The sequence below is a fragment of the Bacillus sp. FSL L8-0528 genome (assembly GCF_038593085.1).
GTDB classification, from domain to species: Bacteria; Bacillota; Bacilli; order Bacillales; family Bacillaceae; genus Bacillus; species Bacillus paralicheniformis.
Window position 1 is genome coordinate 2,739,926 of record NZ_CP151961.1, and the last position, 12,319, is coordinate 2,752,244.

Below are 12,319 nucleotides of genomic sequence, written 5' to 3' on the forward strand. Positions count from 1 at the left end.
ATCACTCCTTTTGTTATTCCTTAGAGTTTAAGATGAGCCACCATTAAGTTTTTTATTGGATTACATCGTAGGTCTAGGGGTATTGTTTTGAAGAAGACCTCGCCTTACACCTGGCAATTCTTCAATCAAATTATTTCTAGGAACTATAAAAGTTAGAGCTTCCTGAGGTATATCTCCCCAAGATTCTGGAAGATCGCATTTATATTTTGTTAGCTCCCCTGAATTGATATAATAAGCAACATTGTTTTCGGGATCTTGAATTAAAATACTAATTTCCTTTGATTCATCAACAGGAGTTATCTCTGTCAATTCTTGCAATAATCCTTCATTCGAAAGGACAAATGTAACCGTTCCTGCTTCAAGATTTGTCCATCCCTCAGTTAAATATTTGTTTAAAGCAGTGCTTGATAGATAATAAGCACAATTACGAGCAGGATCTTGAATTAATATGGTATTTATTTTTGTTTGTTGACAGTCTTTTTCTTTTAACATGAACTAATTACCTCCTTAAAATTTCTTTACCTAATGGCGGCTCCAATAACATTATTATCCAAATCGAATAAACAGTCAATATAATTCTGAATTTTCGGTCTTTTTTTACTAAGTTAAATAAAATTACTAAATATACATAAAACATCATCGAAGAGACTCAGAGAGACATAAACCTGACCCTGACCTCTTGAATACGCTTAGGATTTTTTGCACATTCATAGTTCCCTGGCAGGTTAAAGGACTGAGTACTTGTTCAACACTTTAATATTGAATCCCATCCGCTCCATAAAGACATAAAATAAAGTATTGGCAAAATAAAAATCAAACCAAAAAACAATTTTGAAGCTGTTGTTTTCTTTAGTGGACTTTTATATCTGTGGCAAGTTGGCATCTTTGTTCTAATAAGCTTATATTTTTCTCTAAAAGTAAATGGTTTCATGCATATCAGACATTTGCTCACTTTCTCTCTCTTTAACAGGGCTTACTTTGTAAAAACCAGCTTAAGCTTTGTTGTTTACTTTGTTTGTTTTATAATACCAAGTGACCTATGCTTATATTTATATCGTTTGTAACACACGCTTCCACCTTTGACAGGCTTCGAAGTTCTATATTGCTTGATTTTTACCTTTATTAATTTATCAAGTGTCTCTCCTACAACTAATGAAGTTAGAGTCAAAACTGTTTGTTTTACTCTACTCGCAGGAACCCTGGTCCAAATGCTTGTCAAAGAAATTGCCGCTCCAACCAAAGTGCCTGCCGGAACGTTATTTGTTACAGTCCCCTTGTATACTTCTTTGTATGCTGACAAGCCTCATTCAAATTCTTTCTTTGATTCTAATATTACACGGTTTAATAAGGTCATGCCTGTTGACGGAGTCATAAAACAAGCACCTGTAAAAAAAGTGCTACTCTCCCCCTTGAATATCCAAATCATTACCTTTTATTTTATAAAAAGGAGTTATTCACGCAATACTTTTGTCAATATAAATTCCCTAAAGTCAATAAATCGCTTTTGGTATGTAACAAGCTATTGTAAAACTCCTTTTATCTGAACTTTTCACCTGAATTCCAAACAGGTAACCTATGGGTGGCAACGAAATCAGCCTCAGCGATGTCCTCAAATCGGAAAACGAAGACGTCATCGACACCATCCAGCTCAGGCACAGAGCTTGAAAAAGTCAAAAAATACATCGACACCTGGACAGCAGAGAAAAAGAAGGCATCGTCGGCCGCTTCGGTCTTGATTTGAAGAAGGAAAAAACACAGCGCGAAATTGCGAAAGAGCTTGGGATCTCGCGGAGCATGTGTCGCGGATTGAAAAGCGCGCGCTGATGAAGATGTTTCATGAGTTTTATCCGGCTGAGAAGGAGAAGCGGAAGAAGGGGAAGGGGAAGTGAAATCAATGAAGAGGCTCGGGATGATATAAACCCGGCCTCTTTTTATACGAGCTAATTTGGCTGGATAACGGGTGCGTCTTCTGCTCGCTGAAGTTTCTCCGTATGGAATAAATCAGCCAATTTGATTGCGCTTGGAGCGTTTCAGCTTCACTTGTGACCATTTGTTTATTGAACTTTTTTATGTGTGAGAAATAGACTTGGAATGAAGATTATGGAAATGACTATTGTAGAAACTAAGAACCCGGCATGATAACCTTTTAAGCCATTCGCAATCGTTGGTTGCAATCCTTGCATGACAGTTGCGCCAACGGTTGCGATCACAGCTGACCCAAAGCTTGAACCAAGGTTTTCAATAATATGAATACCGACACCTGCTTCTGGAAATTGTTTGCTGTCAAGCCCTGTATAAGCGTCGCTCGTCAACGTATTATCTTTCTCCTATCGGAACTCCAATGGACACATATGATTGTGTTGTTTGACATTTAACGAACACGGCGGGCATTAAGTATGAGAAACTTCAAATGTTTGATATGGCCGGTTTTTATAACCGACGGCAAGCTTTCACTTACAAAAACGGATAATCTCAAGTAGTAAACGAAATAAATGTATAACCCCATCCTAAAAATAAGACAGGGTTAACATAAAGTTGTTTAATTTTTGATAAAAATCACTTCACTGAACTAAATATTTGCCAATCAAGTCATTAAAGCTGCGTTACTTCTGTATGATCTGAATATGGTTGCCGCATGTATCGTCGAAGACAGCTATTGTGACTTCGCCCATTTTTGTCGGCTCCATCGTAAACTTCACGCCGTTTTCCAATAATCGTTCGTACTCTTCACGAATATCTGCAACGCCAAACATTGTTACTGGGATGCCTTCGGCAAATAGCTTCTTTAGACCAATTCCTTCCGTGATCAGTAGCTATCCAAGTCAAAAAGCACCCTTCATTTGGGTGCTAAATATGAAGATGCACTGTAAACCATACAGACATTGTTTAATCCCACTAGTTACAACAAGGTTTACCACAATGAGTGTGAGAGTGTGTAACCGGATCGTAACTAGAATAAGAATGCGGATATTGATGCACATGCTGGAAATGCTGGTGATGCACATTTGTTACATGCTGCGGATGAATATGTGGGACAATTGTTTTTGAAAAAGTATGATTTTCACAACAGTTAGTCGGATGCACAATTGGCGGCATCACATTTGTTTTACAATGAAACATCACTAAATCCTCCCTTCAATCACAGTAAATTCATTATTAAACTATGCTATAGAGTGGATACATGTACTATTACAATCACCTATATTTACTCTGTTTTTATCGACTATTCATTTCCTCCATCTAAAAAAAGAAAAAACGCAGCTCGGGATTTCGTGGAGCTATGTGTCGCGGACCTGAGAAACGGGCGTTGATGAAGATGTTTCATGAGTTTTACCGCGCGGAGAAGGAGAAGCGGAAGAAGGCGAAGGGGAAATGTTGCCGCAGAAGCCGGACTGACAACCCGGCTTCTTTCATTAAGCTCTCAATTAAAACAAAACTTACGATCAGTTACGAAACCCTATCATTTGAAAATTCAGCAAATGAAATATGCAGCTAAGTTATTGAAGAATCTATTTTTCAGCAAAAAAAGCTTATGAAGCTATAAGCCATTATTGTTAAATAAAAGGCTCTTCATTTTTAAGAATGGCGTCTATTGCATTTAAGACGCCCTCTTCGTTATTTGTTGTGTAATATATCGGGAAGCATCTTTAATCATTTTCTGGGCATTCTCCATTGCGATTCCATACTGAACAGTGGAAATCATCTCCAGGTCGTTTCCGCTGTCTCCAAATGCAGCTGACTCAGCATCACGAATCCCCCACCGCTCTTGAAGGATTTTAATCCAGCTTGCTTTATGAAGGCCGGGTATAATCAAATCGATGTCGCCATGTCCGCTTGATACGGGAGTAACGAGAGAACCGATTGACTTTTTCAAGTCGCGTAAAAGTCCTGAAACATCTTCCGCGGAAAAGCTTGTGGAGAACTTGAATATTTTATCATTCAGATTTTCGAAACGAGGCACTTTTTGCAGTTTATGATAATATTTACGAGCATGATGATATGCATCGTCGCGGACATCTTCATGTATATAAGCACTTTTTTTCCGCAAACAATTAGATTTGTGTATTCGTATCCTTCTAAAACATCGATAACCTTTTTTATCGTTTCTTTAGACATTTCGCTTGAGAATATTTCTTTTCCCGAATCTATTACATAAGCACCGTTCTCAGCAACGAAAGCTATTTCATTTTCAATTGATGGAAAAAAGGATTTAAGCTGATCATATTGATTCCCGCTTGCAACAACAAATTTTATCCCCCGTGCTTTTAATTCACGATATTGTTTCATAAAACGATCTTTGTTATATTTCATTTCATCGTCCAAAAACGTTCCGTCCATATCAACCGCTATGAGTTTTATGCTCACTTTTTCCTCCTTATCAGCATAAAGTGAACGCCCAATTTAACCAACTGCTCCTCCCTTATGCTTCTATTTTTTTGAAAAACCTTGGCAAATGCTCTTTATGCGCTTCGAGCATTTCATCTAAAATCGCTTTGCCGATTTTATCAGAAGGGACAAGCGGATTGATCGTCATCGCCAGCAAAGCTGTATCATAGCTTCCTGTTACAGCGGCTTCGGCGCCTACTCGTTCAAATGACTTGATTTGCTGGACGAGTCCCCGGACTGCAACTGGCAGATCACCATGAACGATTGGCCTTGGACCTTCTTTTGTAATCACACAGCTTACTTCGACCGCAGAGTCATCCGGAATACTTGCAATCGCTCCGTTGTTGATTGTATTAACCGGCTGAATATCACGTTTATCGTTATAGATAGACGAAATGAGACGAACGGCTGCATCGCTGTAATACGCTCCGCCGCGCTCCTCTAATTGGGGAGGTTTAACGGCCAGATCGGGGTCTTTGTACAGCTCAAATAATTCCTCTTCAAGCTTCTGAACGACTTCAGCTCTCGTTGTTCCCTTTTTAAAGTTTTCCAATTCTTTTTGGAGCATCTCATCTGTCTTATAATAGTACATATGATATGGGCAAGTTAACACATTTAATGCCCGGATAAATTCCGGCTCCCAGCCTTGCCCTTCGATGTTTTTTACAAAACTGCTGTTCTCGGGATCTGATAACAGCTCCATCACTTTCTCTTTTACGCTGACTCCGTCGACGTATACATCCAATCCATATACCATATGATTGAGACCGGCGAAATCAATGCGAACCCGTGAATGATCAACATCCAAGAGCTTGGCGATCCCCATCTCAATTCCGATTGGAACATTGCATAAGCCGACAATTTTCTTATGGTCAGTGTAGCGAAGGACAGCTTCGGTCACCATGCCGGCAGGATTTGTAAAGTTGATTAACCAGGCATCCGGACATAGTTCTTTCATATCTTTTACAATATCCAATATAACCGGAATGGTACGCAGCCCCTTAAACAATCCGCCCGGTCCGTTTGTTTCTTGGCCCAAAACTCCATGACTTAAAGGTATTCTTTCATCCTTTGCACGGGCATCAAGCAGCCCTACGCGAAACTGAGTCGTAACAAAATCGGCATTGTGTAAAGCTGATCTCCTGTCAAGCGTTAAATGAATTTCAATTGGAAGACCGGCTTTTTCAATCATTCTTTTCGCAAGGTTTCCGACGATTTCTAATTTTTCTTTTCCCGCTTCAATATCTACCAGCCATAACTCTCGAACCGGCAATTCATCGTACCGTTTGATAAACCCTTCTACTAATTCAGGAGTATAACTCGATCCCCCGCCAATCGTGACAATTTTAATACCTTGTGTCATCCTCTTTACACCTCCGGGTAATTTTAGCAAAAGTACTTATGGATAAATTGTATCTGCAGATGAGCAAGCCGGTAAATAAGCCGGTAACATGTTGTTTTTAATCACACAAGAAGTCATTTGTCGCACATATGTAACACTATGTTTCTTATGAAGCAGGTATGCTAAGATGGAGTTAGCAGAAAGGGTCAAGGGAAGGAGAGTCCCGCATCCATGTTTACACACGAGATCATCGCTTCGTTTAATGAACTGGAAACTTCTTTATACAATTACATTTGTCAAAATGGCGAGAAAGTCGTCTATATGCGAATCCGCGAATTGGCAGATGAAACCCACGTATCAACAGCCTCCATTCTGCGTTTCTGCAAAAAATTAAATTGTGAGGGTTTTTCGGAATTTAAAGTGAAGCTTAAAATGCAGTTAGAAAAAGATAAAAAGACGGTATTGAAGAGTTCCCAACATTCAGTAGCCGAGTTTTTTGAGAGAACATTAAAAGGAGACATAGAAGAAAAGATTGAGGAGGCCGCACTTCTAATTGCCAAAGCGGAGAGTGTCATTTTTATCGGCGTAGGAAGCTCAGGTATTCTTGCCGAGTATGGAGCAAGGTATTTCTCATGTTTAGGCAAATTTTCAATGTATATTAAAGATCCTTACTTTCCGACGCACTCCCAATTCCGCCGCAATAGCATAACGATTGCTTTATCCGTCTCAGGTGAAGGCCATTCTACAGTTACTCATCTTCATCAGCTCAAGCAAGAAGGAAGTAAAGTGATCAGTATTACAAATCATAAGCACTCCACAATTGCCAGAATATCCGACATTAATATTGCGTATTACGTGACAGAAGAGTGGTTTGAAAATGCTAATATTACTACGCAAATCCCCGTTATGTATATTTTGGAATTAATGGCTCGCGAAATCTATAAGCTTAGCAATAAAGACTAATATCGCTACCTTCGGCCTGGTGCTTCTGGGCTTGATTTAAAGAAAAGAAAAAACGCAGTCCGAAATGCGATTTCGCGGAGCTATATGTCCCGGGCCCGAGAAACGGGTGCTGATGAGGATGTTTCATGGTTTTACCGGGGGAAGAAGAAGCAGGTGTGATAAAAAAATTCTATGTCTCCTCCAAAGCTAAGGACTGTTCCTCCCAAAAGCGTTAATAAAAGAGAAATAACGAGTGACATGATCCTCTTTTTTATAAAAAAAGACCGCAAAGCTTTCTTAAAGTAGCTTTGCGGAATGCGGAGGAGCCTGAATGTTTCAATCAGTTTTGGGATAAAAAACGTGTTGACGCTCCTCTGCTTGACTATTTAATATTCGATAGCTGGACCCTCCAATATGAAGCGGAACATCCAATTTTTCTAAATTCGGCATACCATTTTTTAAGAAAAGCTCTTTATCTTGATATCTCTGTAAAACTTCTCCCGCAATCCACTCTTGATCGCCCAAAGTGGAAATACTGTGTACTTTACACTCATAAGCAAAATACGCATCAGTTAAAATCGGTATCTCAGCTTTTAGTCCTTCTTCGTATTGAATATGAAATGCTTCAAACTTATTTAAATCTCTGCCGCTATGGGTGCCTAATGCTTGAATGAGTTCCGAACATCTCCCCGGAAGAAAATTCACACCGAAAACGCCGCTTTTCTCAATCAATTTGTAAGTATATGTCTCTTTATTTATCGATATCCCATACATTCCGGGAGAAGATCCAATATACGTATGCCACCCGGAAGCCATTGCGTTTTTTTCACCTTCATATTGAGCCGTAACGACAGCTACCATTCCAGGGTAGGCGTACCAAATGGGTTCATCTATCGGTGCTCTCATCTTCATCGCTCCTTTTGTTTTAGATTCATTTTTTATTTAAATTTGAGAGGCACACATCTAAATCGCCAGGTACTTCTTCAAATGAACCATTCGTTTAGAATTTAATAAATGGGCTTCCAGCAGGCTTTGCGGCATGAGTAACCGAAGCGTCTTATTTTCTGCCATCTTATACATCCTTCCTTTCAAATATTAATCAGAACGATGCATAAATCATAAACCCTATAGCAACTATAGGGTCAAGGGGTTTTTATTTTTTCCGCACTCTAAATTCTGTGAGGAAGTCTTCTTCTTTTAAAGAGTTATAGCTGTTTGGAAAAGAAACTTGATATACTTTTCCATCCGTTTGAATGCCATGTGATTCAATAAAATGGTACAGTTTTTGATAGTAGTAAAAATAATTTGTTGCCGTGCAATCAAATGAAATACATACATATTCGCCGGATGGGATTGTATCTATCTTCATGTTTTGTTCTCCTGTATCTATCTTTACTTCGTCATAAATCGTCGTATAAACGCTGTTGCAATAAATGTCACCGGAATCTTTATAGGGCTTTAAATCATAAATAAGTCCATAATAGTTATCAACGATATCCCCTCTTTCTTCAAGAACTTCAGCCAATTTTCGGTAATACAAATCTGATTGGTCATGAGGATTCACTTGAGGTGCCGCTGCTTTTAAAATGGTTTGGCCTCCTATATGTCGAACATAAACTAGACCTTCTTCTTTTTTAGTGCGTATCTCCAATTGTTCATTAAGCTGGTTCTTTCTTCTTTGAAGCAATTGCCTGGCACGTTCGAGGCTTTCCATCTCACGCTCAATCACGCTTTCTTGCTCCTCAAGAAAAGCTTGCATCCGTTCAGGGGTAGATGTATGTGAAATCATGCGCTTAATTTCTCCCAAAGGTGTTTTAATAGATTTGAGATATTTTATAATATCTAAATAAAAAAACTGTTTAACATGGTAATATCGATAGCCATTATCCCGGTCTGTACATTGAGGCTTAAAAATTCCGATCTTATCATAATAGCGCAATGTTTGAATTGAAATGTTATTAAGACGGGCTGTTTCCCCAATTGAAAAATATTCCTTCATCAATCTCATCCTTTCTTCTTTGTTAGCTCTAAGATGACCTTAACTGAACGATCTTGAGAAAAGCCTGTTTAAGACGAACTTCTTTTTTCGTTCTTTGTTCAACATATCCACCAAGAAATGATCGTTCCTGTCTCATAACGATTGCTCGTTAAGCAGGCACAAAAGAATTGATCCTATAGTCACTATAGATTTATGATTTGTTACGCAGCTTTAAAAATGATTATGAAAGGGGTGAGTATCTGCCAGAAGATGATTAAAGAATCCACCAAATATCCGGGTATGGTGTACTCGTGCGTGTTAAATTGACATGATATATCGTCTCATTGCTTTGACTCCATCTTCTGTTTCTTTATGTAGTGATTCATGATGGGTTCATGGTTCTTTTGATCATCAAAACGCGAATGAGAATTAACCACATTATAGCAATTTCACAGTCAATAGAGTGTATATAATGGCATGAATAGCTGCATTTTAAGCGGAAGATATGGAATTTGTAAGTCGGGTATGAGTAGACGTTAAGTTTTAGTTGTTACTTATCGCCAACGAAAAGGCCATAAATCTAGGTATGTAATGACTTGCTTCAAGTAAATGGTGTATGTCATCTTTTACCGCCTTAATTGGTACCAAAGCCAAAAGATATATCGACACCTTGGATGTCAGAAAAAAGGAAGTCATCTTCGGCCGTTTCGACCTTGATTTGAAGAAGGAGCTCAGGATCTTGCGGAGCTATGATTCCGAATCTGAGAAATGGGTGAAGAGGAAGTGTGATATTCAGTGAAGAGACTCAGGATGAGATAAACCTGCACTCTTACATGAAAAAAGAATACGCTGAGGATTTTTTGCACATTCATAGTTCCCTGACAGGCTAAAGGACTAAATACTTGTTCAATTCAGTCCTTTAGCTTTTTTATCTTATCATAACGATAAAGTACAGGTTGCAAAATCAATAAACAAAACACAATCCAAATAAAAAGAGAAAACCACTTTAATAGTGAATCCCATCCGCTCCAAAAAGACATAAAATAAAGTATTGGCAAAATAAAAATCAAACTAAAAAGCAATTTTGAAGCTGTTGTTTCCTTTAGCGGACTTTTACATCTGGGACAAGTTGGCCTCTTTGTTCTAATAAGTTTAGATTTTTCTCTAAAAGTAAACGGTTTCCTGCATACCGGACATTTGCTCATTTTCCCGCTCCTTAACAGGGCTTACTTTGTAAAAACCAGCTTGAGCTTTGTTGTTTGCTTTGTTTTTTCTTATAATACCATGTGGACTTATGCTTATATTTATATTGTTTGTAACACATGCTTCCATCTTTGACAGGCTTCGAAGTTCTGTATTGCTTGATTTTCACCTTTATTAATTTATCAAGTGTCTCTCCTACAGCCAATGAAGTTAGGGTTAAAACTGTTTGTTTTACTCTGCTCGCAGGAACCCTGGTCCATATACTTGTCAAAGAAATTGCCGCTCCAACCAAAGTGCCTGCCGGAACATTATTTGTTACAGTCCCCATGTATACTTCTTTGTACGCTGACAAACCCATTTCAAATTCTTTCTTTGTTTCTAATGTTACACCGTTTAATAAGGTCATGCCCGTTGCAGGGTTATATTGAATATGAGTCGTATGTTTATTTTCCGTAACGATGGCTTCAACGATTCCATTTTCATGGTATGTTGTTTCCAGCGTAAAATGCATCTGCCCATCTTTTACAATTTCCCTTGTCTTTTTCCCTGAGTAATATAGATCGTCAATGGCAGTTTTATGTTCTACAAACCCTTCAGCCGAGACAAAGTCATATGGAGTCACAAAAGAACCACCTGCAAAAAGCAGTACTATTAAAAAATACATTTTCTTTTTCACACTTCTCTCCCCCTTGAATATCCAAATAATTACTTTACATTTTATAAAAAGGGGTTATTTTACACAATACTTTTGTCAATATCGATTTCCTAAAGTCAATAAATCGCTTTTTGTATGCCACGGGAATGTATCGACATCTTGGACGGAAAAAAGTCATCGTCGGCCGTTTCGGCCTTGATTCGAAGGAAGAGAAAACGCGAAAAAGCGGGCGCTGCGAAAGATGTTTCAGAAGTGTGATCAGACGGAGAAGGAAAAGCGGAAATAATATCAGTCAGAGGCCGGGAGTAAGACAATATCGGCCTCTTGACTCTTTATTCCATGCGCTTGAGCAGACATTTTCTTTCATTACAATCCGCTGCAAGGGATTGTAATGGCAAGACCGTCTTTCTGCCATTGGACAATGCCGCCGCTCAAACTCAATACTTGTTTGAAACCGCCGTTAGCTTGCAGGATGCTGGCCCCGATGGCAGATCGGGCTCCGGAATGGCATTGCACAAGAATCGGACAGTCTCTTCTAATTTCATCGAGCCGTTCTGGGAGCGTTCCCAGCATGATGTGTTGCGAATTTGGAATATGACCTTCCTGCCATTCAGTCAGATTGCGAACATCAAGCACGTGCACGAATCCGTCATCCACTAATTTTGCGATCTCAGGTGGCGTGATCTCCGCGTACGATTCAAGTGAAAAAGCACCGCTTGCCAGGATTTTGTCCCGATCCATAAACCCTGCCGCATTGTCAATGCCCACAGAGCGCAGCGCTTCCAGGAGTTCGTTCACTTCTGCCGGATTCGTTATGAAGTACACAGGACGAGTGTAGTCGATGAGCCAGCCTGCCCAGTTCGTAAACGCCTTGTTGAATGGAATGTTGATTGTGCCTTTGATATGCCCTTCAGCAAATTCTCGGGAAGTGCGGGTATCCACAATTTGCTCTTTTCCCTGCAAATCTTTCACTTGTTCAATCGATGTAATCTCTGGAACAGCAGAAAGATCTTTAAGCAATGCAGGGCCTTCTTTATTTACTCGTTTCATCACAGCGAAATACTTTGGCGGTTCTGGTTGCCCGTCAAGCAAGGCTTTAACGAATGTTTCTTCATCGGTGTATGCCATTGCCCAGTTAAACATCTTTTCGTAACCGACAGTCGTAGTTGGAATGGCTCCCAATGCCTTGCCGCAAGCGCTGCCTGCGCCATGAGCCGGCCAAACCTGCAAGTAATCCGGGAGTTGTTTAAACTTTCCAAGGGACTTGAACATCTCTCTTGCCCCCGATTGTGACGTTCCTTTGATCCCCGCCGCTTTTTCGAGCAAATCGGGTCTGCCAATGTCGCCCACAAAGACGAAATCTCCTGTAAAGATGCCGATTGGACGATCCGCATTTCCTCCGCCGTCCGTCAACAGAAAGGAAATGCTTTCCGGGGTATGGCCGGGAGTATGCATAACCTCAAACATCAGGTTTCCGATGGAAAAGCGATCGCCGTCTTTCACAAGTTGATGTTTCAATTCATCGACATATTGGTATTTCCAATCTGCGTCCCCTTCATCGGAAAGATACAGCTTCGCTTGATGTGTAGCGCCGAGTTCGCGAGCGCCGGAAACAAAGTCGGCGTGGATATGGGTTTCTGCGGCCGCTGTGATGTTTAGCCCTTCATCTTCGGCTGCTTGTAAATATGGTTTTAGATTGCGGCCGGGATCAATGACAATTGCCTCTCCTGTTTTTTGGCAGCCAACCAGATAGGATGCATGGGCCAGCTTTTCATCGTAAAAATAGCGCAATAACATGTTGTATTCCTCCTCT

The 12,319-nt window shown here is 39.9% G+C and carries 11 protein-coding genes and 3 pseudogenes; 3 read left to right on the forward strand and 11 right to left on the reverse strand.

The window, feature by feature from the left end:
* Positions 1-60: 60 nt before the first annotated feature.
* Positions 61-492, reverse strand: a complete 432-nt coding sequence (locus tag MHI30_RS13820; RefSeq protein WP_075752211.1) for a hypothetical protein — start codon at positions 490-492, stop codon at positions 61-63.
* Positions 493-1,208: 716 nt separating this feature from the next.
* Here MHI30_RS13820 and MHI30_RS13825 point away from each other — a divergent pair.
* Together MHI30_RS13825 and MHI30_RS13830 are read left to right on the forward strand one after the other, a co-directional pair.
* Positions 1,209-1,544, forward strand: coding sequence for a hypothetical protein (locus tag MHI30_RS13825; RefSeq protein ID WP_178388305.1), 336 nt, complete (start codon positions 1,209-1,211; stop codon positions 1,542-1,544).
* Positions 1,545-1,581: 37 nt separating this feature from the next.
* Positions 1,582-1,889, forward strand: a pseudogene (locus tag MHI30_RS13830) (sigma factor-like helix-turn-helix DNA-binding protein); the annotation flags it as partial.
* A gap of 165 nt (positions 1,890-2,054) precedes the next feature.
* Here the strand turns inward: MHI30_RS13830 and MHI30_RS13835 are convergent.
* From MHI30_RS13835 to MHI30_RS13860, 6 genes and pseudogenes are all read right to left on the reverse strand, one after another.
* Positions 2,055-2,306: pseudogene (locus tag MHI30_RS13835) on the reverse strand (MFS transporter); the annotation flags it as partial.
* Positions 2,307-2,603: 297 nt separating this feature from the next.
* Positions 2,604-2,786 (reverse strand): annotated as a pseudogene (locus MHI30_RS13840) (VOC family protein); the annotation flags it as partial.
* A 109-nt stretch (positions 2,787-2,895) separates the two neighbouring features.
* Positions 2,896-3,120: a spore coat protein CotD gene (gene cotD / locus MHI30_RS13845; RefSeq protein WP_075752209.1), complete on the reverse strand. Its 225-nt coding sequence runs from the start codon at positions 3,118-3,120 to the stop codon at positions 2,896-2,898.
* 478 nt (positions 3,121-3,598) lie between these two features.
* The gene (locus MHI30_RS13850; RefSeq protein ID WP_272914533.1) at positions 3,599-4,048 is read right to left on the reverse strand and encodes an HAD hydrolase family protein; all 450 of its coding nucleotides are present in this window, start codon (positions 4,046-4,048) and stop codon (positions 3,599-3,601) included.
* Positions 3,940-4,365 (reverse strand): HAD family hydrolase, encoded by a 426-nt coding sequence (locus tag MHI30_RS13855; protein WP_316246583.1) that lies wholly within the window; start codon positions 4,363-4,365, stop codon positions 3,940-3,942. Before MHI30_RS13855 ends, MHI30_RS13850 begins: the two co-directional genes overlap by 109 nt.
* 55 nt (positions 4,366-4,420) lie before the next feature.
* Complete coding sequence (locus MHI30_RS13860) at positions 4,421-5,749, reverse strand: 6-phospho-beta-glucosidase (RefSeq protein WP_020452298.1); 1,329 nt, start codon at positions 5,747-5,749, stop codon at positions 4,421-4,423.
* Positions 5,750-5,959: 210 nt separating this feature from the next.
* Between MHI30_RS13860 and MHI30_RS13865 the strand changes: the two genes are divergently transcribed.
* On the forward strand, positions 5,960-6,691 hold the full coding sequence (locus MHI30_RS13865; protein ID WP_048350351.1) for a MurR/RpiR family transcriptional regulator: 732 nt from the start codon (positions 5,960-5,962) through the stop codon (positions 6,689-6,691).
* 315 nt (positions 6,692-7,006) lie between these two features.
* Here the strand turns inward: MHI30_RS13865 and MHI30_RS13870 are convergent, their stop codons facing one another.
* The 4 genes from MHI30_RS13870 to MHI30_RS13885 all read right to left on the reverse strand — a co-directional run bounded on the left by MHI30_RS13870 (position 7,007) and on the right by MHI30_RS13885 (position 12,303).
* The gene (locus MHI30_RS13870) at positions 7,007-7,576 is read right to left on the reverse strand and encodes a flavin reductase family protein (protein ID WP_025811105.1); all 570 of its coding nucleotides are present in this window, start codon (positions 7,574-7,576) and stop codon (positions 7,007-7,009) included.
* A gap of 247 nt (positions 7,577-7,823) precedes the next feature.
* Positions 7,824-8,669 (reverse strand): MerR family DNA-binding transcriptional regulator, encoded by an 846-nt coding sequence (locus MHI30_RS13875; protein WP_075752207.1) that lies wholly within the window; start codon positions 8,667-8,669, stop codon positions 7,824-7,826.
* Between the two features lie 1,195 nt (positions 8,670-9,864).
* A complete protein-coding gene (locus tag MHI30_RS13880; protein WP_075752203.1) occupies positions 9,865-10,527 on the reverse strand; it encodes a hypothetical protein in 663 nt (220 codons plus the stop codon).
* Positions 10,528-10,872: 345 nt separating this feature from the next.
* Positions 10,873-12,303 carry an MBL fold metallo-hydrolase gene (locus MHI30_RS13885; protein WP_075752201.1) on the reverse strand — a complete coding sequence of 477 codons (1,431 nt, stop codon included), beginning with the start codon at positions 12,301-12,303 and terminating at the stop codon, positions 10,873-10,875.
* Positions 12,304-12,319 lie beyond the last annotated feature (16 nt).

Coding starts and splice junctions, on each gene's coding strand:
- MHI30_RS13820 (WP_075752211.1), bottom strand. CDS start 492: ATGTTAAAAGAAAAAGACTGTCAACAAACAAAAATAAATACCATATTA.
- MHI30_RS13825 (WP_178388305.1), top strand. CDS start 1,209: ATGCTTGTCAAAGAAATTGCCGCTCCAACCAAAGTGCCTGCCGGAACG.
- cotD (WP_075752209.1), bottom strand. CDS start 3,120: ATGTTTCATTGTAAAACAAATGTGATGCCGCCAATTGTGCATCCGACT.
- MHI30_RS13860 (WP_020452298.1), bottom strand. CDS start 5,749: ATGACACAAGGTATTAAAATTGTCACGATTGGCGGGGGATCGAGTTAT.
- MHI30_RS13865 (WP_048350351.1), top strand. CDS start 5,960: ATGTTTACACACGAGATCATCGCTTCGTTTAATGAACTGGAAACTTCT.
- MHI30_RS13870 (WP_025811105.1), bottom strand. CDS start 7,576: ATGAGAGCACCGATAGATGAACCCATTTGGTACGCCTACCCTGGAATG.
- MHI30_RS13875 (WP_075752207.1), bottom strand. CDS start 8,669: ATGAAGGAATATTTTTCAATTGGGGAAACAGCCCGTCTTAATAACATT.
- MHI30_RS13885 (WP_075752201.1), bottom strand. CDS start 12,303: ATGTTATTGCGCTATTTTTACGATGAAAAGCTGGCCCATGCATCCTAT.